Below are 24763 nucleotides of genomic sequence, written 5' to 3'. Positions count from 1 at the left end.
TGGGATAAAAGAAACCATCAAGTGATTGAGCTGATGCATAGTGTGCCAAGTTGTGTCGAGCGCCAATGTCGCCGCCACCTAAACTAAAGTTTATAAATTGATTTCGGAGATAACCGCGTGCGCATCCTGGTGGTGGAAGACGATGCCCAGACGGCTGCTTATCTGTTGCGAGGTCTGAGCGAAAGCGGCCATGTGGTCGACGTGGCCAACACTGGCCCCGACGGCCTGGCCCTGGCCCGGGAGGCCATCCATGACGTGCTGGTGGTCGATCGGCGCCTGCCGGGGTTCGACGGCGTGGAGCTGGTGACACGCCTGCGGGCCGTCGGCAGCCGCCTGCCGGTGTTGATGCTCAGCGCCCAGGCCTCTACCGAACAGCGGGTGCAAGGCCTGCGCGCCGGCTGTGACGATTACCTGGCCAAGCCTTATGCCTTCGCCGAAGTGCTGGCGCGGATCGATGCGTTGATCCGCAGCAGCCAGCAGAGTGCCCCCGGCAAGGATTCTCGCACCCTCAAGGTCGGCTCCCTGGCCTTGGACCCGGCCACCCGGGTGGTTACCCGTCAGGGCCGCACCATCAGCCTGCAGCACCGCGAGGCATTGCTGTTGGAAAAACTCATGCGCCACAGTGGCGAGGTGGTGACCCGGGACATGTTGCTCGACAGCGCCTGGGACTACGATTTCGACCCCAATGACAACGTCATCGATAAACATATCCACCGCTTGCGGCGCAAGCTGGATGAGGGGTTCGAGGGGTCGTTGATCCGCACCGTGGCCGGCGCCGGGTACAGCCTCGCAGATAAATAAATGTTTATGTGTGGACGAACGCTGCGGTAGTTGCCAGTGGCTATCTTCAGGCCATTCGTGCCAGTTGTGGAACAAAATGCCCTCCACGGCTTACCGGCACGCTTCGGAGAAGCCTGGATGCACGCCGTCAACTCACCTTTTCGCGCCCTGGCGCTGGCCATTGCCCTGACCTTGGGTGGCTGTTCGCTGGTGCCTGCCTGGCGGCAGCCGAGCACCCCGGTGGCGGCCCCTTGGACCGGTACCACGAACACCGCTGCTGCTGCGGGCGGTGCCTGGTGGACCGCGTTCAATGACGCCGAACTCGACGCCCTGGAACATCGGGGCTTGAGCGAGAACTTCACCCTCAAGGCCGCCGCCCGTCGCATCGACGAAGCCCGGTCCTCGGCGCAGGTGCTGGGGGCCACCCAGTTTCCGCAGCTGTCGCTGGGCGGTAATTTCCAGCGCGAGAACAACTACGGCATCACACCCAAGCGCAGCGTGTACGGTGAAGCCACCTACGAGGTGGATTTCTGGGGCAAGCAGCGCGCGGCAGCGCAGTCGGCCGATGCGCTGGCGGTGGCCAGCCAGTTCGATGCCCAGACCCTGCGCATGACGTTGGGTGCCAACATCGCCACCACCTACTTTCAGGTGCTGTCCCTGCAAGACCGCCTGAACCTGGCCCAGTCCATCGCCAACGACGCCGCTCAGGTGCTCGACCTGGTCAAAGTCCAGGCCAGCCAGGGCGCGGTGTCGAACCTGGAAGTCGAGCAGCAGCGCAACGCAACCCAGACCTTCCAGGCGGCCATGCCGCCTTTGCGTCAGCAGCGCGACCTGGCGCTGTATCAACTGGCCGTGCTGGTGGGCGCGGCGCCGCAGACCTTCCACCTGCATGACACCGGCCTGGGCGACCTGCAGGTCCCCGAACCCAGCGCCGGGCTGCCGGTGGGGCTGTTGCGCCAGCGTCCGGACATCCAGGCCGCCGAGGCGCGCCTGCAATCGGCCAACTTCGACGTCGGCGTGGCACGGGCAGCTTTTCTGCCCAATCTGTCCATCGACCTGTTGGGCGGTTTCGACACCCTCGCCGGCGGCCAGGGGCAGCTCTGGAGCGCCATCGGCACGCTGACCCAGCCGGTGTTTGCCGGGGGGCAGCTGACCGGCCAATTGCATTTTGACCGCGCCCATGTGGCAGAACTGACGGCCACCTACCGCGAGTCGGTGATCGAAGCCCTGCAAGACGTCGAAACCCAAATCAGCGCCACCCGCGAACTGAGCCAGAACTTCACCATCAGCCAGGCCGCCGTGGCCTCGGCGCGGGAGGCGGCGCGCCTGGCTCAAGTGCGCTACCGGCTCGGTTCCACCGACTTTCAGACCTTGCTGATCGTCGAGCGCACCCAATACCAGGCCGAAGACAGCCTGTTGCAGGTGCGCCTGCAACATCTGCAAGCGGCCGTGAGCCTGTTTCGCGCCCTGGGCGGGGATTTCACCCCCACAACCATCGCCGCCAACCTTTCTGAAGCATCCAGCACCAAGGCTCGCCAACCATGATCGCGACTTCTCGTAAAAAACTGCGCTGGCCACTGGTGGCATTGCTCGCCGTGGCAGTCGCCGGCGGCCTGGCCGCCAACCATGCCGGCTGGATTGTTCCGGCCCACGCTGCGCCGGCGGCCCCCGTCGACGCGGCCGTGCCGGTGCAACTGCAACAGGCCAGCCGTCAGGACCTGCCGATCTGGCTCAGCGCCATCGGCAATGTCCAGGCCCTGAACACGGTCAACGTGCGCGTGCGGGTGGACGGCGAGCTGCAGAAAGTCATGTTCACCGAAGGCCAGATGGTCACGGCCGGCAGCCAGTTGGCCCAGGTTGACCCGCGGGTCTATCAGGCCCAGGTGGCACAGGCCCAGGCGATGATGGCCAGGGACCAGGCCCAGCAGGTCAACCTGCGCACCAACCTGGACCGCGCTACCAAGCTGGCCGAGGCCAAGGCCGGGCCGACCCAGGACGTCGACAACTTCAAGGCCCAGCTGGCGGCGCAGCAGGCCACGGTGCAGGCCGATCAGGCGGCGCTGGACAACGCCCGGCTGCAACTGGAGTTCACCCAGGTCAAGGCACCGCTGACCGGGCGCACCGGCCAGCGCCTGATCGACGTCGGCTCCATCGTTCACGGCGCCGAAGCCACCGGGCTGGTGACCATCACCCAGATGGACCCGATCACCGTGGCCTTCGCCGTGAGCCAGGACTCGCTGCCGGAGATCCTCGAAGAAAACGCCAAGGGCGCCCTGCAAGTGGTGGCCATGACCCGCGACGGCCAGAAGGAAATTGCCCGTGGCCACCTGAGCTTCATCGACAGCCAGGTCGTGGCCGCCAGCGGCCAGATCCAGCTCAAGGCGCAGTTCGACAACGGCAAGAGCCAACTGTGGCCGGGCGAGCTGGTCAGCGCGCGGCTGCTGGTCAATACCCACCCGGGCGTGACCGTGGTGCCGGCCAACGCCGTGCAACTGGGCCGTCAGGGCAATTTCGTCTACGTGGTGGGCAGCGACCAGCGGGTGGAGCCGCGAGGGGTGGACGCCGGCAGCGTAGTGGAGGGCAAGCAGTGGATCCGCAAAGGCCTGCAACCCGGTGAAACCGTGGTGGTGCAAGGCCAGTCACGCATCGCCCCGGGGGTGAAAGTGGTGCCGATCAAGACTGACCAGACCGTGGCCAACGACAGCGCCCCCGAGGTGACACCATGAGTGGCCTGAGCGGTTTCATCAGTCGCCGCGTCGGCCTCGGCCTGCTGGCCATCGGCGTGATGCTGCTGGGCTGCGTGGCCTATGTCCGTCTGCCGGTGGCGGCCTTGCCGACCGTGGACTTCCCCACCATTCAGGTCACCGCCACCCTCTCCGGGGCCAGTGCCGACACCATGGCCAGCTCCGTGGCCACGCCGCTGGAACGGGCGTTCGCCGCGGTGCCGCAAGTGACCTCGATGACTTCGTCGAGCGCGGCGGGCAAGACCAGCATCGTTCTGCAGTTCGACCTCAACCGCAACATCGACGGCGCCGCGCTCGACGTGCAGACCGCCATCACCACGGCCACGCCCAACCTGCCCAAGACCATGACCACGGCGCCGACCTTCCACAAGGTCAACCCGGCCGAAGGCACGGTGCTGTCGCTGGCGGTGACCTCGCCCACGCGCACCTTGCCGGAGCTGGACCGCTTCGCCGACAACTACATCGGCCAGCGCCTGGCCCAGGTGGCCGGCGTGGGCCTGGTGGACTTTCACGGCGAGCAGAAACCGGCCATACGCATCCAGGTCGACCCCGATGCCCTGGCCTCCCGTGGCCTGACCCTGGAAGACGTGCGCAGCGTGGTCGGGGTCAGCACCCTGGATCAGCCCAAAGGCATTCTCGACGGGCCGACCCATTCGATCACCCTCGGCGCCACCGACCAGATGCTCGATCCACAGGCCTACCGCGATCAGGTCATCGCCTATCGCGGCGGCGTGCCGATCAAGCTCGGTGACGTGGCCCGGGTCATCCCCAGCGCCGAAGACACCGAGCAGTCAGCCGACCTCAACGGCCAGCCGACGGTCATCGTCGACATTCACAAACAGCCCGGCTTCAACGTACTGGACGTGACCCACAACATCGAAGCGCAGCTGCCCAACCTGATGGCCACCTTGCCCAGAGACGTGCAAGTGCAGGTGGTGGGCGACCGTACCCAGACCATCGGCGCCTCGATCAACGACGTGCAGTTCACCTTGCTGGTGTCCATCGTGCTGGTGGTCGGGGTGATCTTCGTCTTCCTGCGCAAGCCGGTGGCGACCCTGATCCCGGCCATGACCATCCCACTGTCGCTGGTGGCGACCTTCGCGGTGATGTACCTGCTGGGTTACAGCCTGGACAACCTGTCGATCATGGGGCTGGCCATCGCCGTGGGCTTTGTGGTGGACGACGCCATCGTGGTCATGGAAAACATCGTGCGTCACCTGGAGATGGGCAAGGGCCGTCTGCAATCAGCAGTGGACGGCCTGCGGGAGGTGGGCTTCACCATCGTCTCTATGACCATTTCCCTGATCGCGGTGTTCCTGCCGCTGCTGTTGATGAGCGGCATCGTCGGGCGCCTGATGCGCGAGTTCGCGGTGACGGTGAGTGTGGCCATTCTGATGTCCTGCGTGGTCTCTTTGACGGTCACCCCGATGCTCTGCGCCTGGCTGCTCAAGCCCCATGACGATGCCGAGGAAGGGCGCTTCGCCAAGGCCTGCGAGCGGGGTTTTCTGGCCATTCACAACGGCTATGAAAGCAGCCTGGGCTGGGTCTTGCGTCACCAGCGACTGACCTTGTTGGTGGCCGTGTTGACGGTGGTCGCCACCGGTGCCCTGTACGTGCACATCCCCAAGGGCTTCTTCCCCAAGCAGGACAATGGCCTGATCCAGGGCATCGCCGAGTCGGGGCCGGATGCCTCGCCCATCGCCATGCACGAGCGCACCGCACAACTGGCTGCCGTCGTCAGCGCCGACCCGGCAGTGGGCAACGTCTACTACTGGGTAGGGCCGAACCCGACCATCAACCAGGCCCGGATGATGGTCGCCCTCAAGCCCTTCGACCAGCGCGACGTCAGTGCCAGCCAGGTCATCGCGCGGCTGCAACCGGCGCTGGACAAGGTGTCCGGGATCCAGCTCTACCTGCAACCCAACCAGGACATTCAGGTGGGCGGGCGGCTCAGCAAGACCATGTACCAGTACACCCTGCAGGACCCGGACAGCGCCGAACTCGATCACTGGAGCGGCGTGTTGCTGGACAAGCTCAAGGCCTTGCCGCAATTGCAACATGTGACCAGCGACCAGCAGCAGGGCACGCCGCAATCGACTCTGCGCATCGACCGCGCCACGGCGGCGCGCCTGGGGGTCAGCATCCAGGCCATCGACGACGTGCTGTACGACGCCTTCGGCCAGCGGCAAATCGCGACCCTGTTCACCCAGATCGACCAGAACCACGTGATCCTGGAGCTGGATCCGGCCTGGCAGGCCTCCACCAGCACCCTGGAGCACCTGTATGTGCGCTCCACCGCCGGCGGTCAGGTGCCACTCAACCTGCTGGCCAGTGTCCACCGAGAACGGGTGCCCATCGTCATCAACCACCAGGGGGTGTTCCCGGCGATCACGCTGTCCTTCGACCTGGCACCCGGCATGGCCTTGAGCGATGCGGTCAACGCCATCGACCAGACGTCGCTGGCGGTGGGCCTGCCGGACAGCATCACCGGCAGCTTCCAGGGCACCGCCCAGGCCTTTCAGGACTCGCTGAAATCCCAGCCGTGGCTGATTCTGGCGGCGATCTTGACGGTGTACATCGTGCTGGGCGTGCTCTACGAGAATGCGATTCACCCGTTGACGATCATTTCCACGCTGCCATCGGCCGGCTTTGGCGCGCTGCTGGCCTTGATCATCTGCGGGCAGGACCTGTCAGTGCTGGGGATGATCGGCATCATTCTGCTGATCGGTATCGTCAAGAAGAACGCGATCATGATTGTCGACTTCACCCTGGCCTTGCAGGCCGAAGGCAAAACGGCCGCCGAGGCGGTGCGCGAGGCTTGTGTGTTGCGGCTGCGGCCCATTCTGATGACGTCGCTGGCAGCGCTGCTGGGGGCCATTCCCCTGGCCTTCGGGCATGGCGCCGGTTCCGAACTGCGCCAGCCGCTGGGGATCGCCATCGTCGGCGGGTTGACGGTGTCTCAGGTCTTGACGCTGTACACGACGCCGGTGGTGTTCTTGTGGTTCGAGCGGTTGCGGGGCAAGCAGGAACCTGTGGGGGTGGTGGTTTGAGGTCTGTGGCGTGAGGTATGCCGCGATGTGCCTGTCCTGGCAGGGACATCGCGGCCCTGTCGCTCATGTAACCATCACGACACTTTTTTCACAGATCAACGACTTCTCCTTGATCCCGCCCTGATTACCGTGCGCTCCATGCCCAATGGAGCCTGCCGTGGGAAATCCAGCCCAGCTCAAACTGCCGCCTGCCTTTGCCACCGCGCCTGAATCAGCCGCGGCGCTCAGGGCTGCGAGCTGGACGCAGCGGCGCCAGTTCAAGCTGACGCGCAAGGCCCTGGCCTTGGCGGGTGACCCCGGTCTGGTACTGGACTTGCCCTGCGGAGCGGGCCGGTTCTGGCCGTTGCTGACGGGCAAAAGCAACCGCGTGGTGATCGCCGCCGACACCACCCTCGACGCCCTGGAAACCGCGCTGGCCGCCCATGGCTCGGCGGTGCTGGACCATATCCGGCCACTGCAGACGGCGTTGGCCCCCATCGATCTGTCCGACAACGCGGTGGACAGCATTCTCTGCATGCACAGCCTGCAGCAGATCACCGACCCCGAACGGCGTATGGCCTTGTTGCGCGAGTGCTACCGGGTCAGCCGCGACACGGTGATCGTTGCCCTTTGGAGCGACCCGGCGCTCAGCCCTTGGCGTCACCGTCACCAGGCCGGCGCTGCCAAGGTGCGTGCCGAGGCCGAAGTGGAGTTCCGTCAGGCCGGGTTCAAGATCCAGGCGCGGCTGGACACCCTGGCGTGCTGGTCGATGGCGCGGATCTACCTGCTGCGCAAGCCCTGACCGGACCTTCAGGTCAATGAAAGTTCTGAAAATCGCGCTTGCACAAGAATCATTCTGTTACATTTGTCACAGACATCAGAGGGTTGCCTTGAGCGGGGGCCGGGCAGCGCCGAGTAAACAGGTGGATTGAAATGACACAAGTATTGGCCTTTGGCCGTGAAGATTGGCAAGCGCCTGCCGACGCGCACGAACGCGACGGGGTCATCGCGGCGCTGGAAGCGGGTGACGTGGTGGCGTTCGAGCATCTGCCTTTCGTATTCACCGAGCAGGAGCGGGCCCTTTCCCAGTCCAGCCTGCTGGGTGACAGCAAGAACATCAGCTACTCCTCGGCCACCGGCGAACTCAAAGGCTGCAACGCCGGCCCTGCCGAATTGCAAGTGCTGCACGGGTTGCTGGCCCGCTACGCCGACTACAGCCAGACCCTGGTGCGCACCGTTCTGGCGCCTTACACCGATGGCCTGCAAGTGGCCCGCACCAGCTTCCGCCCGCAGGAAATCTCCGGGCGCCCGACCTCGTGGCGCAAGGACGATACCCGTCTGCACGTCGACAGCTTCCCGTCCTCGCCCGTGCAAGGGCGGCGGATCCTGCGGGTGTTCAGCAACGTGAACCCTTTTGGCGAATCGCGGGTCTGGCGGGTCGGTGGGTCGTTCGAGGACGTCGCCAGGCGCTATGAACTGCCGGGACCTTTGTGGGGTTCCAGTCAGCTGCTCAATTGGCTGCACATCACCAAGTCCCGCCGCACGGCATATGACCACCACATGCTGCGCCTGCACGACAGCCTCAAGGCCGACGCGGCGTATCAGTCCGGTGACCAATTGACCCACGAATTCGCCCCCGGCACCACCTGGCTGGTCTACACCGACCAGGTGCCCCATGCCGCAATGAGCGGCCGCTACGCCATGGAGCAGACCTTCCTGCTGCCAGTGAAGTACATGCGCAATGCGCAGCTGTCGCCGGTCAAGGTGCTGGAGCGGGTCTTGGGTCGCGAGCTGGTATAGCGCGTACTCGCTCGGCGCCGCACCAAATTGAGTCTGGTACACCCGCATGGCCCGTCATGACGGGCCTTTGGACCAGTCGGTCCGAAACAGACCATTTTTTAAAATTGATGATTATCAATGAAATGCGATGGTTTCGGCGCGGGTACCCGCACGCCGTCGGCGCCGTCGGCATGCTTTTGGCTACGTGACTGCACCCAATACACCCTCACTATAAAAAGGGACAGCGGCCATGGAGCAATTCTCGCGCGTCAGCGAACGCAACGGGCTTTTCGAACTGCACGCGGGCAGTGATGTACTGGACAGCCCGCGCTACAACCCCGACATCGCCCCCACCCAGGTGCACGAGCGCACCTGGAACACCTGGCACATCACTGCCCTGTGGGTGGGCATGTCCATCTGCGTGCCGACTTACACCCTGGGCGGCGTGCTGACCTCCTATTTCGGCCTGTCGGTGGGCGAGGCGCTGATTGCCATTCTGCTGGCCAACATCATCGTGCTGATCCCCTTGACCCTCAACGCGTTCGCCGGCACCCAGTACGGCATTCCGTTTCCGGTGCTGTTGCGTTCGTCATTTGGCGTCATCGGCTCCAACGTACCCTGCCTGGTGCGTGCCCTTGTGGCCTGCGGCTGGTTCGGCATCCAGACGATGTTCGGCGGCCTGGCCATCTCGCTGTTTCTGGGCTCGATTCTCCCGGCCTGGAAGAGCCTGGGGGGCACCGGCGAGGTCATCGGCTTCATGCTGTTCTGGGCCTTGAACCTGTGGGTGGTCATCCGCGGCGCCGAGTCCATCAAGTGGCTGGAAACCCTCTCGGCACCCTTGTTGCTGCTGGTGGGTGCAGGCCTGCTGAGCTGGGCCATGCCCCATGTGTCGATGACCGAGCTGTTGGCGCAGCCGCCCAAGAGACCCGAAGGCGCCAGCATGGTCGGCTACTTCTGCGCCGGGCTGACGGCCATGGTCGGCTTCTGGGCCACGCTGTCCTTGAACATCCCCGACTTCAGCCGCTACGCCAAAAGCCAGAAGGCGCAGATCGTCGGGCAGATCCTCGGCCTGCCGCTGACCATGTTCCTGTTTGCCTCGCTGGGGGTGGTGATGACCGCTGCGTCCGTCACCCTGGTGGGTGAACGCGTCTCCGACCCGGTGAGCCTGATCGGACATATCGACAGCCCGTTCTGGGTAGCGGTGGCCATGGCTTTGATCGTGGTCGCAACCTTGGCGACCAACACGGCGGCGAACATTGTCTCGCCCACCAACGACTTTCAGAACATCGCACCGAAGTTGATCGGCCGGACCCGCGCCGTCTTGCTGACCGGCCTGACAGGCTTGCTGCTGATGGGCCATGAACTGCTGAAGAAACTCGGCTGGCTGCACTCTGACCTGAGCCTGGAAACCGTCTACTCCAACTGGCTGCTGGGCTATTCCAGCCTGTTGGGGCCGATTGCTGGCATCATGGTGGTCGACTATTTCCTGATCAAGAAGCAGATCCTGGACCTGGCCGGGCTGTACCGCGACGACGTCTACCCGGCCTGGAACTGGCTGGGCTTCATTGCCTTGGCGGTGCCGGTGTTGCTGACGCTGCTGTCCTTGGGCAGCAGCGCGTTCAGCTGGTTCTACGACTACGGTTGGTTTACCGGTTCGATACTCGGTGGGCTGGTTTACTACGCGCTGTGCAGCGTGCGCGGCGCGGATCCGGCAGCGCTGGCGGCCCGGCGCTGAACCAGGTGTTGCACCAGATGCTCGGCGTCCCGGGCCACGCCGCTGAAGCGCCCGGAGCCCCAGGTGTACAGCCAGGGCAGGCCGAGGAAGTACAGGCCGGCCTGGCCACTGACGCCGCGTTCATGGGCTGGGTAGCCACGGCCATTGAACACCGGCGCATCGACCCAGGTGAAGTCCGGGGTGAAGCCGATGCACCAGATCACGCTGGTGATGCCGGCACTGGCCAGGTCCAGCGTCGGGCGCTCCTGCGCCGGGGCCCATAGCGGGGCGTAAGGATTCCCGGCCGGCGCCTCGATGTTCTGTTCAAGGATGAACGTGTCGATGCTGGCATTGATGCGGTTGTACACGGCGTCGGCGGCTAGCAGGCTGCTGTCGAGGTTTTCGCTGAACTGCAGCAGGGTGCCGTCCAGACCCTGCAGGCGGCCATAGAGCTGCATGCCCTCGAGGGCAAAGCGGCGCAGGTCGATGTCGCGGCCGCCGTCGCGGCCGGTGACATAGTGGTTGGTGTTGTCGCGTACCCCTTCACGCAGCGGGTGGCGGTCGACGCCGATGTCGTAGTAGCCCATCTCGGCCAGCCAGTCGACCACATCCTTGCCCCGGTAAAACCGCGCGCAACGCGGTGCGTCACCCACTGCCAGGAAAACCCTGCGCCCGGCCAGGTGCAGGTCTTCGGCGATCTGCGCACCAGACTGGCCGCTGCCCACCACCAGCACCGCGCCCTCGGGCAGCCCCTGGGGATTGCGGTACTGTTCTGAGTGCAACTGCTGGATGTTGGCCGGCAGCCGCTCGGCCAGACGGGGAATGATCGGCGTGTGGTAGCCCCCGCTGGCGACGATCACCTGGTCGGCACTGAACTCGCCTGCCGTGGTGCTCAGCAAAAACCCGCCTTCGGCACGCGGTGTCAGGCGTTCGACGCTGACACCTTCCTGCACCGGTGCGTCGACCTTGCGGATGAAGTCGTCCAGGTAGGCGATGATTTCTTCGCGAACCATGAAGCCATGAGGGTCGTCGCCGTCGTAGGCATGGCCGGGCAGGGCACACTGCCAATTGGGCGTGACCAGGCTGAAGGCGTCCCAGCGCTGTTGGCGCCAGGTGTGGGTCAGCTGGTGTTTTTCCAGGACCAGGTGGTCGATGTCATGGGCTTGCAGGTAGTGGCTGGCCGACAGGCCGGCCTGGCCGCCGCCGACGATGATGGTGCTGTAGTGGGACATGGGAGGGGCTCCTTTTGAATGGGGGGTGGGAATCACCACAGGGCCGAACGGGCAGAGAGCGCTTGTGGGATCAAATCTCGCCGTACCCGCTGGCATGCACCTGCCCGGCGCCCTGGATGGCCAACTCCAGCACCTCGACCTGGGCATCGGCCTCGGTATACAGCCGGGCCTGCAGGCGCAACCCGGCCAGGCTGTCCATGGCCGAACTGCAATAGAATCCCTTCACGGTCTTGACCCGCTCACTGGCGGCATTCAGGCCGCTGGCGGCGCGGGCCATGAAGTCGGCGATGGCGTAGCGTTGGCCGGCCTCCAAGTGATCGAAAATCGCCGTGGACGGCGAGTAGGCGGTGTTCTGTTGGCCATCGGGCCAGCGCAGGCGCAGGGTCACGGCGGGCATGTCAGTGTTCCTTGTGGGGTTGGGTGAAACCGGTAAAGGGCTGTTCGGCCAAGTTCCAGAAAGGGCGGCTTTCGCCATCGCGCGCCACGTGCAGGCAGGCGCTGTCATCGATCTGGCCGATGCCCACACAGTGCAGGCCTTCGAAAGCGAACGCTGCCTGCACCACCGCGAGATGCTCAGGGGCGAGGGTGAAGACGAAACCGTAGCTGGGGAACGCCTGCAGCCAGCGCTCCAGGTCGCCGTCAGCGGGGCGCGGCAAATGATCCAGGTGCACGCGGGCACCGCAGCCGGTGGGTTCGAGCAGCATCAAAAGCGTGCCCAGCAGCCCGGCATTGCTGATGTCCTTGGCGGCCAGCAGCAGCCCGGCCTCGGCCAGGCGCGGGATGACGTCGAGCTTGGATCGCAGCCGTGCCGGCGTGCAGTGTTCGAAGGCTTTCCAGTAGGGGGCGTCGCCATGCCACTGGCCGTCCAGGTCGACTACCGTGGCCAGGGTCTGTCCCGGCGCCACGTGCCAGGTCGACAGCAGGCTGCGCGCCCAGCCGGTGATGGCCACCGCCAGTGCCGTCGGATTGCCGGGGGCGACGCTGGTGTGGCCGCCGGCCAGCAGTAGCCCATAGGCCTCGCAGGCGGCGCGGATGCCCGCCAACACCTCATCGGCGGCGGCGGCCTCATTGTGCCAATAGGCATTGACCACGGCTGTCGCCCGGCCGCCCATTGCGGTGATATCGCTGATGTTGGCCATCACCGCCGACCAACCGGCGAACCATGGGGCCTGCTCGACGAACGCCGGCAACATGCCTTCGATGGCCAATAACTGGTACTGATCACCACAGCGAATCGCGGCGGTGTCGTCGCCGGGCAACGCATAACGATCATGGCCTGGAGCCGCACCGAAGTGCCGGGCCGGTTGCTGGATGGCGCACTTGGCGGCCATGGCCGGGGTATCCCGCAAGCGGGCGAGCAGGGTGTCCAGATCAGTCATGGCGGCGTGCTCGGCTCAGGGCTACGCGGCGCGGCATGAACGGGTAGGCGTCGAGTTGCGCCTCCATCAACACGTGGGGCTGGCCCAGCAGTTGGAGGGTGTCGAGGCTGCGCCAGTGCAAACGGTGGAACCAGGCTTCGTTGACCACCTGCACCGTCGCCAGGAAACGCTCGCAGCCCAGGTCCAGCGCCCGTGATACTGCCTCGTTGACCAGCGCCTTGCCGATCATTGCGTGGCGCCGATAGGCCCGCGCCACGCACAGCCGGCCGCCGTACCAGAGGCCAGGCTCGCTCGGGTAGATGCGCACCGCGCCGATGACCTGGTCGGGCATGCCGCAGTGATGGGCCACGGCGACGATGGGCAGGGCGCCGAAGTCCTTGTCGTCCTTGTCCTGGGCAAGCAATTGCTGCTCCTGGGAAAACACCGCGCGCCGCAGGGCGTAGTAGTCGCTTTTCTCCCAGGCCTGCTCGGCTGGCTTGACCAGCAGGTCGTCGGTGAGAAACTCGGTGAAGGTGCTGTCCACCAGTGCGAAGGCATGTTCGGCCATGGCGCGATCCTCATTCGTGGTGTTTGAGCGCCGAGCAGGCGCCGCATTTGGCGCAGCCAGCGTTTATGTTGGCCGAGTGCAGGCCGTGGCGGCGCAGGCTGGCGCCGATGCGCGGGTAGAGGCGCTGCATGAAATGGCTGTCGGGCTTTGCATGGCGGGCCAGCGGAGTGCCATCGATGGGCACGAAGGGCACCACGAAGGGGTACACGCCCATCCCGGCCAGGCGCTCGCTCATCTCGGCGATGGCCTGTTCGCTGTCGCCGAGCCCGGCGAGGATGTAGGTGCTGACCTGACCATGACCGAACACCTTCACGGCCGCTTCGAAGGCGCTGAAGTAGCGGCTCAGCGGCACCTGCGCCTTGCCCGGCATGATGCGCTGACGTACCGCGTCGGTGACCGCTTCCAGGTGCATGCCCAGGGACACTACGCCGCTGTCGCGCAGGCGCTGGAACCAGTGGTCATGGTCCGGTGGCTCGCACTGGGCCTGGATCGGCAGATTGACGGCACGGGTCACGGCCGCTGCGGATTCGCAGAGGATGGCCGCGCCACGGTCCGGGGTCTGCGGCGTGCCGGTGGTCATGACCATGTGCTTGACGCCGTCCAGCCGCACCGCGGCGGCCGCCACTTCGGCCAGCTGCGCCGGGCGTTTGCGGGCAATGGTCTTGCCTGCCGCCAGGGACTGGTCGATGGCGCAGAACTGACAGGCGCTGGCCGCCTCGTTCATGCGGATGCAGTGCTGCAGCACGGTGGTGGCCAGCACGTCCTTGCTGTGCAAGGTGGCGATCTTCCAATACGGTGTGCCGTCGGCGGTGCTCAGGGCATAAAAGTTCGGCACCCCGGGCAGTTGCACCTGGCCCACCTGCAAACCTTCGCGAAAGATCAGCGCCTGGCCGCCCAGGGCATCGGGCACGGCGCTGTAGGGCGAATCCAGCGAGGCGCGGTTGAGCATCGGTACCATGGCCGTGTGCTCGCCCAGGGTCAGGGCCTTGTGGTCGGACGGGCCGGCGCCGCCCTTGCGGGCCAGACCGTCGGCACCTTGCCAGCGTACGCCGTGGCATTGCAGGTCGGCGAGCAGGTCGTTGTGGGCGATCAGGGCTTCAGTCATGAGCGTGCACCTTGTAGGCGGCGTCGCGCTGCTGGACGTGCAACGCGGGACGGCGGTCGATCAACAGGCTGAGCAGTTCGGGGCGACTGTAGTGGCCCACCGAATCCATCATGCGTTTGCGTTTGTCGATCAAGGCAAAATCCAGGTCGGCGATCACCCAGCCTTCGCCCTCGCACAGGGGCTCGCCCAGCAACTTGCCTTCGGGGGTGACGATGGCGGTGAAGCAGCCACCGGAGATGGGTTCGATGCAGCAACCGGTGTCGGCCATGATCTGCGCCTGCTGCTCGCCGTTCAGCCAGGCAGTGGCGTTGACCACAAAGCAGCCGCTTTCCAGTGCGTGGTGGCGGATGGTCACTTCGATCTGCTCGGCAAACACCTGGCCCACCAGGGAGCCGGGGAACATCGCTGCATGGATCTGTTCGCCGTCGGCCATCAGCGCATAGCGTGCCAGCGGATTGTAGTGCTCCCAGCACGCCAGGGCGCCGATGCGGCCCACGGCGCTGTCGGTGGTGCACAGCCCCGAGCCATCGCCTTGGCCCCAGACCATGCGCTCGTGGTAGGTGGGGGTGATCTTGCGCCGGTGCTGGATCAGCGTGCCGTCGGCGTCGAACAGCAGTTGGGCGTTGTAGAGCGTGCCGCCGTCGCGCTCGTTGACGCCGATGCAGGCGACAATCCCGGCTTCGCGGCAGGCTTCGCCGATCTGGCGGGTGGTGTCGGACGGCACGCGCACCGATTCTTCCAGCAACTGCAGGTGTTCCTTGCCCATGGCGAAGGGTGCCTGGACGAAGGAGAAGTAGGGGTAGTAAGGCACCACGGTCTCGGGAAAGACCGCGAATTGCACACCTTCGCGGCCCAGGGCCAGCAACGTGCTGACGAGTTTGTCGACGGTGGCCTGGCGCGAGTAGAGCACAGGGCTGAACTGCACGGCGGCGGCGCGGATGGTGGGCATGGGCCGAGCTCTCAAAGGGTTCAGGAGGGGGTGGCTGTGCCGGCGTCATCGCAGGCCGGCGCAGGTTCGATCAGGCTGTCCAGGTGTCAATGATCATCGCGCCCTCGCGGCGCATCAGCAGGCGCAGGTCCATCACGTCCAGCGGGTTGATCGGGCGGATACCCTCGATCAGCGCCTTTTCGGTCTGGCCGTACAGCGCCTGCAAGGCAAACCGGCAGGCATACACTTCGCCGCCCTCGGCCATGAACGCCTTGATCTGATTATTTACCGCCAAGTGTCCGGGGAAGGCTTCGGCGCCCAGGGTCGGGAAGCCGCGCTGCACACCCAGCTGCACGCCCGGTCCGTAGAGCAGGATCTTGGTCTCGAAGCCCTTGCGCAGCAGCCGCTTGGCCTGGAGCAGGTTGACCAGCCCGATGGAGCCTTCGAAAGCGATGGTGTGAAAGGTCAGCAGGGCCTTCTCGCCGGGTTCGGCCTTGACGTCCTCGAAGACTTTTTCTTCGTAATTGACCAGGAAGTCGCCGTCTTGATAGTGGGCAATGTCAACGTTTGGCATGTGCTGCTTCTCCGTAGTGCTTGGCTGAGGACGAGGCAGCTTTTACAGGCCTGCCCCTTGCAAGCAGTAGAGCGAACGCCGTGCCAGAAATATTTCTGCCGGGTTTGCGCAATCCAAGTCATTGAATGACCTTAAAAAAGCCATCTGCACCGGTTTTTCCAGCGCTGACTGAGGCTATCGAGGGATTACGCTTTCCCGTAGAAATACGAATATTCGTCATGCCACATCACGAGATTGCGTAGCCATGGGCGACCCCGATTCACTTAGCGGCTGGGCCGATCTGGCCTATTCCAACCGGCACATGGTGTTCGAGCATTGCAGCGAAGCCATCGCCTTGCTGGACCCCTACGGCGACCGTTTCGGCGACCTCAACGTGGCCGCCTGCAAGTTGCTGGGCTATTCACGCCAGGAGTTGTTGGACTGGCCGGTCAGCCGCCTGTTCGGCCACCAGTTGCCGGACCTGATCGTGTTCAGCCAGGCGGTCATGGAAAAAGGCCGGGGCTGGACCGACGAGCTCAGTTGCAACTGCAAGAGCGGCGAGCGCCTGCAACTGGAAATCTCGGCGACCCTGCTGGGCGTCAAGGGCCGCCAGCAGATGATCCTGGTGTTGCGCGAGCAGAGCAGCGAGCGCTACCAGCGTGACCAGGCCCACACCGAGCGGACCATGCGTGGCGGCCTGATCGAGTGGCGCAACATCCTCAACCTGTTTCAGGAGAGTGAGCGCGACAATCAGTTGCTGCTCAGTGCCGTCGGCGACGGGATCTACAGCATCGACAGCGCGGGCCTCGCCACCTTCGTCAACCCGGCCGGCGCGCGCATGCTGGGCTGGGCGCCCGCGGACATGATCGGCAAGAACATCCACCGCATTCATCACCACAGCCACGCCGACGGCAGCCATTACCCGGTGGAGGACTGCCCGATCTACAAGGCGGTGCACGACGGTGTGGTGCACGAGGGCCGCCAGGAGGTGTTCTGGCGCCGCGATGGCAGCAGCTTTCCGGTGGAGTTCACCAGCACCCCGGTGATCGACGACGGCCGCATTGCCGGGGCAGTGGTGGTGTTTCGCGACATCACCGAGCGGCGCACCACGGAGAACCAGCTACAGACCGCGCTGGAGGAACTCAAGGTGCTCAAGCGCCGGCTCGAAGAGCAGAACGCCTACTTGCAGGAAGAGATCCACATCGAGCACAACTTTCGGGAAATCGTCGGCCAAAGCGAGGCGATCCTCAAGATCATCAAGCAGATCGACGTGGTCGCCCCCACCGACGCCAGCGTCTTGATCAACGGTGAATCCGGCACTGGCAAGGAGCTGATCGCCCGGGCCATTCACCAGGCCAGCCGGCGCAGCAGTGAGCCGTTGATCCGGGTCAACTGTGCGGCGATTCCGGCGGAACTGTTCGAAAGCGAATTCTTCGGCCATATTCGCGGCGCCTTTACCGGCGCGGTACGCGATCGCGTGGGGCGCTTCGAACTGGCCGACGGGGGCACGTTGTTTCTCGACGAGATCGGCGAGATCCCCCTGGAGTTGCAGAGCAAGTTGCTGCGGGTGTTACAGGAAGGCCAATTCGAGCGGGTGGGCGAGGAGCGCACCCGGCGTGTCGACGTGCGCATCGTCGCCGCCACTAACCGCGACCTGCGTGGAGAGGTCCAGGCGCGGCGCTTTCGCGAGGACCTGTATTTTCGCCTGAACGTGTTTCCCATCCAGTCCCCGGCCCTGCGTGAACGGCCGATGGACATCGCTCCCCTGGCCGCGCATTTTCTGCGTCAGATCGGCCAGCGCCTGAACATGTCCGGCCGGCGCCTGCGCAACAGCGACATCGAGCGGTTGCAGCGCTACACCTGGCCGGGCAACATCCGCGAGCTGCAGAATGTGGTGGAGCGGGCCCTGATCACTTCCCAGGGCGCTGAGCTCAATTTCGACCTGCCGGACGAGCTGCGCCCGGCACCGGCCCAGGCGCAATCGACCCTGTTGACCGAAGAGCAGATGCGCGGGCTGGAACGACAGAACATGCTGATGGCGCTTCAGATGGCCAAGGGCAAACTGTTCGGCAAGGGCGGGGCGGCGGAGTTGCTGGGGGTGAAGCCGACGACCTTGGCTTCGCGGTTGAAGCGGTTGGACATCGAGGCGGGATAAGTGCATGGCCTGATCAGCTGTCCGGCCATGCACCCAGGCATCACAACCCCCCTCATTTCAGATCAGTTCACCGGCACCGGCGCCAAGGTCCCCAGCAACGACACCGCTGCCAACGCGCCAAACCCCAAGGCCCATTCAATCCCGACGGTCCAGCGCAGTTGCTGCTGGCTCACCGGCGGGCGGTGCAACTGGCTGCGGTGCCAGGCAGCGAGGCCCAGCATGCACAGCACCAAGGCCGCCTTGACCGCCAGCACCGTGGCGAATCCGGATTGCCCCGGCACCGGCCAGTAGGAACCGGTCAATACGCGCACGTTGATCAGGCCGGTCACCAGCACGCCGCCCACCAGCACCAGGCCGATAGAGCTGAAGCGCAGCAGCAGTTCGTCGATGTCCTGGCCATTGGGTCGGGCCAGCAGGAAGGTCAGCAGCATCAGCGCACCCATCCACGCACCGACGCAGAACAGATGGACCAACTGATTGATCACCAGCAGCGTGCCATTAACTCCGTCGAGCATCACGGCGTGGCCGATCGGGGCCAAGGTGGCCAGCGCCAGCGCACTCAAGGGGCGGGCGACCACCGCCGTGCGTGCGCCGGGAATCCGCAGGCACAGCAGGAGGCCGGCGCACAGCACCAGGTGCAGGCTCCAGACCTTGCCGAAGAAGGTCTGCATCAACACTTTCTGCACCGCCGCCAGGTTCAGGCCGGTGACCGGCACATTGTTCAGGTCGGCGGCGAGCAACAGCAGCCACAGGGCCGCGCTGATCAATGCCAGCCCGGCCAGCAGGCACAGCAACGGGTCGAGCAGGTTGCGCACACGTTTCTGCTGGGACGGATGGTCGAGCATCATCGGGCGGAACAGGGCGGCGCCGAACACCAGCATGAGGGTGGCGAAATGAATGAAACGGACAATGACCAACGCGCTCATGGGTTACTGACCGACCTTGAAGTGGTAGCTGCCGGCACTCTTGTGGGTGTCCACCGAGATCACCTGCCAATTCACCGTGTAATCACCGGCGGACAAGGGTTGGTCAGGGGTGACCAGCAGTACTTTCTTGTCGCCCTCGGCGGTGGCCAGCGGCTTGAGGGGCAGCGCCGTGCCGCTGCTCGGCGTGAGCGTCACCTGGCTGAAGCCGGCCTCGACGCCTTCGGAAAACTCCAGGCGCAGTTGCGCGGGGGCGGCCACGGTGCTGTCGGCAGCGGGGGTCTGGGTCTTGAGGTGGGCATGGGCCCAGACACCGTTGGAAGCAATGGCGCTGGCCAACAGCGCGGTGGCGCTCAACAGGCGTTTGGCGGTCAGGGGCAGGGCAGGCATGGCAGGCACCTCGGCAGAAAAATGCGGCCAATAAAGCACGAAGGCAGGGGGCTGGGCAAATCGGCGGCCGATTGAGCGAGTCGATGGCGGCTGTAGAACGTCTGCATGGGTGATCGCGTCCTTGATGAATGATAATCACTACCGATATGGCGCGATTGCGGATAGACTCCCATCGCCCAGTTGCCGTCCGTCATGCCTGGGGCATCTTTGCCCTGACCGGGCGGTCCATCATGGATGCGGTTCAAAAACCAAGGGGCAAGCGATTTGGCCAGAAATAAACAGCTGCTGAATTTTCGCGCCGACGATGGCGAGCCGGCGCTGCTCGGTCGCTTCGGCACTGGCGAGCGGCGCAGTATGGGCGAATTGAATGCCAGCGTCGCAGTGCCTCAGGGCGGCAGCTGGGTCCGCAGGCTGCTGGCCTTTGCCGGCCCCGGTTATATGGTCGCCGTGGGTTACATGGACCCGGGCAACTGGGCCACCGACCTGGCCGGCGGCTCGCAGTTTGGCTACACCCTGCTGTCGGTGATCCTGCTGTCCAATCTGATGGCCATCCTGTTGCAGGCGCTGGCAGCACGGCTGGGCATCGCCACCGGGCTGGACCTGGCTCAGGCCTGCCGCGCACATTATTCGCCGCCGGTGCGCATTCTGCTGTGGCTGGCCTGCGAGGCGGCCATTGTTGCCTGTGACCTGGCCGAGGTGATCGGCACGGCCATTGCCCTGAAACTGCTGTTCGGACTGCCGCTGGTGTGGGGGGCAGTGCTGTCTGCGTTGGACGTGTTCCTCATCCTGTTGCTGATGCGCCGCGGCTTTCGCTCGCTGGAAGCCTTCGTGATCGCCCTGTTGACCCTGATCTTCGCCTGCTTCGGCGCGCAGATGGTCATGGCCCAGCCAGTGATCGCCGATGTCCTCGCCGGCTTCATTCCCCAGGCGCAAGTCGTCACCAATCCGGCTGTCCTGTATGTCGCCATCGGCATCATTGGCGCCACGGTCATGCCCCATAACCTGTACTTGCATTCCTCCATCGTGCAGACCCGTGCCTACGAACGCACCGAGGCCGGGCGCCGCATGGGGCTGCGCTGGGCGGTCACCGACAGCACCGTGGCGTTGATGCTGGCGCTGTTCGTCAACGCGGCGATCCTGATCACCGCTGCCGCCGTGTTCCATAGCGCCGGACGTACCGACGTGGTGGACATCGAGCAGGCCTACCAATTGCTGTCGCCCATGCTTGGCATCGGCATCGCTTCGGCGCTGTTCGCTGTGGCGTTACTGGCCTCGGGGATCAACTCCACGGTGACCGCGACCCTGGCGGGCCAGATCATCATGGAAGGCTTCCTGCACCTGCGCATACCCGACTGGGCGCGACGCCTGCTCACCCGTGGGCTGGCGGTGGTGCCGGTGGTGGTGGTCACGGCGCTCTACGGCGAAGCGGGGACGGCGCGCTTGCTGGTGTTCAGCCAGGTGGTGCTGTCGATGCAACTGCCGTTCGCGGTGATCCCGCTGGTGCGCTTTGTGTCCGACCGCAAGCTGATGGGCGTGTTTGTGACCGGCCGTGCAGTGACGGCCCTCGCCTGGGCCGTGGCGGCGTTGATTGTGGGGTTGAATGTGAAGCTGCTGGTGGATGTGATGGCCGGGTAGCCCCGGCGGTGGTCTCATCCCACCGCCCGATTCTGCTCGGTCAGCCGCTGCACCGCCAACCGCCGGTAATGGGAAGGCGTCATGCCTTTCAATTGCTGAAAGCGCCGGTTGAAGTTGGAAATGTTGTTGAACCCGGACTCGAAGCACACATCCGTCACCGGTTTGTCGCCGTCGGCCAGCAGTTCGCAGGATTTGCTGATGCGCAGGCGATTGACGAACTCGACGAAGGTCCGCCCCGTGGACTGTTTGAACACCCGGGAGAAATAGGTGGGTTTCATGCCCAGATGTTCGGCCACTTCCTCGAGGGTCAATTCGCGGCTGTAGTGGCTGAAGATGTAGTCCACGGCCCGGTTGGTCCGGTCGATGTTGTGCTCGTCGGCCAGTTGCGGCGCCGTGATGTCGCTGAGCAGCTGGTAATCCTCGCAGGCCGCCAGCAACTCCATCAAAATCAGAAAATACCCCAGCCGCCGCACGCCGCGGCTGTCGGCGATCTGTTGCATCAGGCCCTGGGCTTGTTCGAGCGTGTCCGGGCAGCGAAATTCGATGCCTTGGCGCGAGCGTTCCAGCAATGGCGCCAGGCTCTTGAGTTCGGTGAAGATCAGGTGGCCGCCTTCAAACAGTTCATCAGTGAAATTGACCAGCATGTCGCGCTTGTCGACCACCTCGTCCTCGGCCAGCTGACTGATCCAGTTGTGGGGCAGGTTGGGGCCGGTCAGGAACAGGCTGCGCGGGTTGAAGTTGCCGATGTAGTCGCCGACAAACACCTTGCCGGAACTGGCCACGATCAAATGCAGCTCGTATTCCTTGTGAAAGTGCCAGCGCACCAAAGGGCAGGGGAAGCCGTGCTGACGATAGATGACCGACAGTCCATCGTGATCATCCATCAGCTCATAGGAGGGGTCGGTGATTCTCGTGCTTCTGCTCATTGCCCTGGCCGTTATTGTTCTTGCCAATTGAGGGCGCCAGCATAGCCGTCGGCGTGAGGCTTTGCACTAAGTGCTGGCGTACATCCCGCGGCGGGCAGGGGCCAGACTCGCCGGCTGCACGGCATCCGTCCGGCGCTGTTGCAGTAAAGCGCCCTGATCGGCGTGGCGGATGGCCGAGACCAGGGCTTCGATCAAGGTCAATGAGGCGATTCGCGAGCTTTGCAGCACCGCATGGCCGGCCGGGGCGAACAAGGTGATATCGGCGGCCTCAGCCAGGGGCGAGGCGGGTGAGTCGGTGATGGCCAGCACTTTGGCACCCCGTTCGCGGGCGAGCCTGACCAGGTGCATGGTCTCGTCGACGTAGGGCGGCAAGGCGATGGTCAGCAGCGCGTCTGCGGACGTCACGGTGGCCATCCGGTAAGTTGCCATGTCCAGGCCGCCCTCGGTACTCACGGTGCCGACGTTCGGGCGCACTTCCACCAGGCTGTCGGCGGCTACGCTGGCCAGGTAATAGCTATTACCCAGACCGACGATGTGGATGCGCGAAGCCCCCATCAGCGCGCGCGCCAAGCCTTCGAACGTATCGGTGCCATTGCTGTCTGCGACGCCGTCCAGGTTGCCCTTGGTCAGCCTGATCTGCTGTTCCAGGGAAAAGCCGGCGCGCGGTCGTTTGAGCAGTTCGCCGCGCACTTGCTCCCCCGGGGCAATCCGGCCGAGCAGGTTGTCCACCAGAGCGTTATGCAACCCGGTATAGCCGTTGAGCCCCATGGCATTGGCCAGGCGATTGACGGCTGCGGTCGATGAAGCTGAGCGCTCTGCCATGGTGTCGATCGTGAGGGTAGCGGAACTGAGGGGATATCTGAGAATGAAGTCTGCCACTTTGCGCAGAGCCGGACGGCTGATACGAGCCATCTTGGCGATATGGATCATCAAGCGGGTGTCATAGATAGAGCTTCCCAGAAGGTCTGACATGATGTGTTCCTCAGCCAATCCGAAGTTCCTGATTTGAAGGGTGCTTCCCTGCACACCCCGAAAGTAGCGCATTTGAAGAATGGATCCTAGTGACAAATCTGACAGTTCTACCCCTGTGGTCTGGCGTTTTTCGCCGCCCTGTTTTTCGCCTCGATCCACTGCGCCATGTACTGGGTACTCTTGTGCTGATGGTGTTGCAGCATGGCCCCGGTGAAGTTCTGCAAGCGATGTTCAGCCAGGCGGGGGAGCAGTGTCTCGATCCGGGCCACCAGGGCGGCGCTGTGCAGGTCGATGTCATAGCGTGAGGCCAGCACTTGCTGCGCCTGCGTCCGGGCTTGCTGCCATCGGCTTTCGTCGCAGTACAGGGCAACGGCGGCCTCCGCCAGTGCGCTGGCGCTGCGGGCCACGGCGCCGGGCCAGGGCAGCGCCCCGTGCATCGCTTCCGCCCCGATGGGGGTTGTCACGCTGGGGGTACCGCAGAGCATGGCGTCGGCCAGCTTGCCTTTGATCCCGGCGCCGAAACGCAGGGGTGCCAGGTTGACCCGCGCCTGCGCCATCACCTCCAGGGCGTCATCGGCCCAGCCCAGCACATGAAACCCTTGACGGGCATTGTGCAAAGCGGTGGCCTTGGGCGGCGTGTAGGCGCCATAGATGTGTAATTGCGCCTCGGGCAGTTGTTGTCGGATCAGCGGCCAGATGCTGTTCTTGAGCCACAGCACCGCATCCCAGTTGGGCTCGTGGCGAAAGTTGCCGATGCTCAGAAAGTGCGCCCGTTCGGCAAAGTCGGGGCTGGGGCGGGGGCGCGCGTCCAGCATCAACGGGCACCAGTGCAGCAAGGACGCTGGCACCCCGAACTGCTGCACCAGCAATTGCAGCTCGACGTCAGAAATCATCAGGTTGAGGTCGCACCGGTACAGCGCAGCGATTTCCCGCAGGGTGACGTCGGCGGCCGCCATGGCCGGGTAGACGCCGTCCAGCGCCGCGCTGAACAGGTCGCTGAAGTCGTCACTCGCGTCCGGGGCCTTGAGCCGGGCCTTGAGCAACTGCTGGCGAGCGTCGCGCAGGCCGTGCAGGTCGCAGGTTTCCAGCACCCTCAGGGCCTGTGGGCAGTGTTTGGCGACCCGCCAGCCGAACTGCTCTTCCATCATGAAACGGTCGAAAAGCACCACATTGGGCGCCAGTTCTTCGACGAATACGTCAAAACTGCTGTCATTGAGAGTGATAGCACACTCGGCGATGCCCAGCTCGGCCAGATCGGCCTTGTGTTCGCCCAGAGTCGCGGGGCTGGCAAAGGTCACCTGCCAGCCAGCCGAGAGAAACGACCCGAGCAATTGCATCATGTGGCCGCCGGCCGCCGACGAGCGGGGTTCAGGCCAGACATAACCGACGACCAGCACGCACAGACGGGTAAGGGACAAGGGCGTGGCCTCCTGAAAAGGCGGCCATTAGAGCACAGCCGGGGGCGTCAGGCAGTCAGGATGGCCTTGACCATGTCGCGCAGCTGATCGATGGAGAACGGCTTGCCGATGGAGTACATGCCGGTGGGCACGTCGACGTTGTCGGCGTAACCGCTGGCGAACAGGATCGGCAGCTGCGGACGTACTTCGCGAGCTTTCAAGGCGAGATCGCGGCCGTTGATATCCGGCAGCCCGACGTCGGTCATCATCAGGTCGATGCGCTTGTCCCCCTGGTTCACGAACGCCATCGCCGTCTTGCCATCTTCGGCTTCGAGCACCTGGTAATCGAGCTCCTCCAGAACGTCGACGATCAGCATGCGCACGATCTCGTCATCTTCAACGACCAGCAGGGTGGGGTGTTCAGACATCTTGGCAATCCTGGATTCGGTAAGTAAGGCGAGTCGGCTATAAACAGTAGAGGCGCGGCCGCAAAATAGGAGCGCAGCGGGCCTTGCGGAGTTCCCCGGTCGGGCGTCTTTTTCGAGGTGTGCGGCACTGGCGGTGCCTAGTGTGAC

Annotated in this window: 22 protein-coding genes; 9 read left to right on the top strand and 13 right to left on the bottom strand. The window is 64.6% G+C overall.

What is annotated here, in order from left to right; genetic code table 11:
- Window positions 1-117: 117 nt before the first annotated feature.
- From HB675_RS19165 to HB675_RS19135, 7 genes are all read left to right on the top strand, one after another.
- On the top strand, window positions 118-801 hold the full coding sequence (locus tag HB675_RS19165) for a winged helix-turn-helix domain-containing protein (protein WP_213880421.1): 684 nt from the start codon (window positions 118-120) through the stop codon (window positions 799-801).
- A gap of 117 nt (window positions 802-918) precedes the next feature.
- On the top strand, window positions 919-2325 hold the full coding sequence (locus tag HB675_RS19160) for an efflux transporter outer membrane subunit (protein ID WP_213880418.1): 1407 nt from the start codon (window positions 919-921) through the stop codon (window positions 2323-2325).
- Window positions 2322-3506 (top strand): efflux RND transporter periplasmic adaptor subunit, encoded by a 1185-nt coding sequence (locus tag HB675_RS19155; protein ID WP_213880416.1) that lies wholly within the window; start codon window positions 2322-2324, stop codon window positions 3504-3506. Before HB675_RS19160 ends, HB675_RS19155 begins: the two co-directional genes overlap by 4 nt.
- Window positions 3503-6574 (top strand): efflux RND transporter permease subunit, encoded by a 3072-nt coding sequence (locus tag HB675_RS19150; protein ID WP_213880414.1) that lies wholly within the window; start codon window positions 3503-3505, stop codon window positions 6572-6574. Before HB675_RS19155 ends, HB675_RS19150 begins: the two co-directional genes overlap by 4 nt.
- Before the next feature lie 157 nt (window positions 6575-6731).
- Window positions 6732-7355, top strand: a complete 624-nt coding sequence (locus HB675_RS19145) for a class I SAM-dependent methyltransferase (protein ID WP_213880412.1) — start codon at window positions 6732-6734, stop codon at window positions 7353-7355.
- Window positions 7356-7486: 131 nt separating this feature from the next.
- Window positions 7487-8353 (top strand): Kdo hydroxylase family protein, encoded by an 867-nt coding sequence (locus HB675_RS19140; protein WP_213880410.1) that lies wholly within the window; start codon window positions 7487-7489, stop codon window positions 8351-8353.
- A gap of 229 nt (window positions 8354-8582) precedes the next feature.
- Window positions 8583-10067: an NCS1 family nucleobase:cation symporter-1 gene (locus HB675_RS19135; RefSeq protein WP_213880408.1), complete on the top strand. Its 1485-nt coding sequence runs from the start codon at window positions 8583-8585 to the stop codon at window positions 10065-10067.
- On the opposite strand, the gene HB675_RS19130 is transcribed toward HB675_RS19135, so the two are convergent.
- From HB675_RS19130 to HB675_RS19100, 7 genes are all read right to left on the bottom strand, one after another.
- Entirely contained in the window at window positions 10010-11278 is a 1269-nt protein-coding gene (locus tag HB675_RS19130; protein ID WP_213880406.1) for an MSMEG_0569 family flavin-dependent oxidoreductase, read from the bottom strand. The genes HB675_RS19135 and HB675_RS19130 overlap by 58 nt on opposite strands.
- Window positions 11279-11348: 70 nt before the next feature.
- Window positions 11349-11675 carry an MSMEG_0570 family nitrogen starvation response protein gene (locus HB675_RS19125; RefSeq protein WP_213880404.1) on the bottom strand — a complete coding sequence of 109 codons (327 nt, stop codon included), beginning with the start codon at window positions 11673-11675 and terminating at the stop codon, window positions 11349-11351.
- A 1-nt stretch (window position 11676) separates the two neighbouring features.
- Entirely contained in the window at window positions 11677-12657 is a 981-nt protein-coding gene (locus HB675_RS19120; RefSeq protein WP_213880402.1) for a sll0787 family AIR synthase-like protein, read from the bottom strand.
- On the bottom strand, window positions 12650-13204 hold the full coding sequence (locus HB675_RS19115; protein ID WP_213880400.1) for an MSMEG_0567/Sll0786 family nitrogen starvation N-acetyltransferase: 555 nt from the start codon (window positions 13202-13204) through the stop codon (window positions 12650-12652). Before HB675_RS19115 ends, HB675_RS19120 begins: the two co-directional genes overlap by 8 nt.
- Before the next feature lie 10 nt (window positions 13205-13214).
- Window positions 13215-14294, bottom strand: coding sequence for an MSMEG_0568 family radical SAM protein (locus tag HB675_RS19110; protein WP_213880523.1), 1080 nt, complete (start codon window positions 14292-14294; stop codon window positions 13215-13217).
- Window positions 14295-14301: 7 nt separating this feature from the next.
- The gene (locus tag HB675_RS19105; RefSeq protein ID WP_213880399.1) at window positions 14302-15258 is read right to left on the bottom strand and encodes a Nit6803 family nitrilase; all 957 of its coding nucleotides are present in this window, start codon (window positions 15256-15258) and stop codon (window positions 14302-14304) included.
- Between the two features lie 70 nt (window positions 15259-15328).
- Window positions 15329-15811: an MSMEG_0572/Sll0783 family nitrogen starvation response protein gene (locus tag HB675_RS19100; protein ID WP_213880398.1), complete on the bottom strand. Its 483-nt coding sequence runs from the start codon at window positions 15809-15811 to the stop codon at window positions 15329-15331.
- Window positions 15812-16055: 244 nt separating this feature from the next.
- Between HB675_RS19100 and HB675_RS19095 the strand changes: the two genes are divergently transcribed.
- Window positions 16056-17945, top strand: a complete 1890-nt coding sequence (locus tag HB675_RS19095) for a sigma 54-interacting transcriptional regulator (protein WP_213880396.1) — start codon at window positions 16056-16058, stop codon at window positions 17943-17945.
- A gap of 62 nt (window positions 17946-18007) precedes the next feature.
- Here HB675_RS19095 and copD read toward each other — a convergent pair whose 3' ends face one another.
- Both copD and copC read right to left on the bottom strand, forming a co-directional pair.
- Complete coding sequence (gene copD, locus HB675_RS19090; protein ID WP_213880394.1) at window positions 18008-18871, bottom strand: copper homeostasis membrane protein CopD; 864 nt, start codon at window positions 18869-18871, stop codon at window positions 18008-18010.
- Window positions 18872-18874: 3 nt separating this feature from the next.
- The gene (copC, locus tag HB675_RS19085; protein ID WP_213880521.1) at window positions 18875-19243 is read right to left on the bottom strand and encodes a copper homeostasis periplasmic binding protein CopC; all 369 of its coding nucleotides are present in this window, start codon (window positions 19241-19243) and stop codon (window positions 18875-18877) included.
- Window positions 19244-19612: 369 nt separating this feature from the next.
- Here copC and HB675_RS19080 point away from each other — a divergent pair, with 369 nt between their 5' ends.
- Window positions 19613-20893, top strand: a complete 1281-nt coding sequence (locus HB675_RS19080; protein ID WP_213880519.1) for an Nramp family divalent metal transporter — start codon at window positions 19613-19615, stop codon at window positions 20891-20893.
- 14 nt (window positions 20894-20907) lie between these two features.
- Here HB675_RS19080 and HB675_RS19075 read toward each other — a convergent pair whose 3' ends face one another.
- From HB675_RS19075 to HB675_RS19060, 4 genes are all read right to left on the bottom strand, one after another.
- Window positions 20908-21819 carry an AraC family transcriptional regulator gene (locus tag HB675_RS19075; RefSeq protein WP_213880392.1) on the bottom strand — a complete coding sequence of 304 codons (912 nt, stop codon included), beginning with the start codon at window positions 21817-21819 and terminating at the stop codon, window positions 20908-20910.
- A 66-nt stretch (window positions 21820-21885) separates the two neighbouring features.
- The gene (locus HB675_RS19070) at window positions 21886-22791 is read right to left on the bottom strand and encodes a MurR/RpiR family transcriptional regulator (RefSeq protein WP_213880390.1); all 906 of its coding nucleotides are present in this window, start codon (window positions 22789-22791) and stop codon (window positions 21886-21888) included.
- Window positions 22792-22898: 107 nt separating this feature from the next.
- Complete coding sequence (locus tag HB675_RS19065; RefSeq protein ID WP_256737609.1) at window positions 22899-24209, bottom strand: glycosyltransferase; 1311 nt, start codon at window positions 24207-24209, stop codon at window positions 22899-22901.
- A gap of 47 nt (window positions 24210-24256) precedes the next feature.
- A complete protein-coding gene (locus HB675_RS19060; RefSeq protein ID WP_213880388.1) occupies window positions 24257-24616 on the bottom strand; it encodes a response regulator in 360 nt (119 codons plus the stop codon).
- Window positions 24617-24763: the final 147 nt, after the last annotated feature.

The sequence above is a fragment of the Pseudomonas sp. dw_358 genome (assembly GCF_018449655.1).
Taxonomy (GTDB): domain Bacteria; phylum Pseudomonadota; class Gammaproteobacteria; order Pseudomonadales; family Pseudomonadaceae; genus Aquipseudomonas.
Note: the sequence above shows the minus strand (reverse complement) of the source record. Positions and strands in the feature narration are given on the sequence as shown.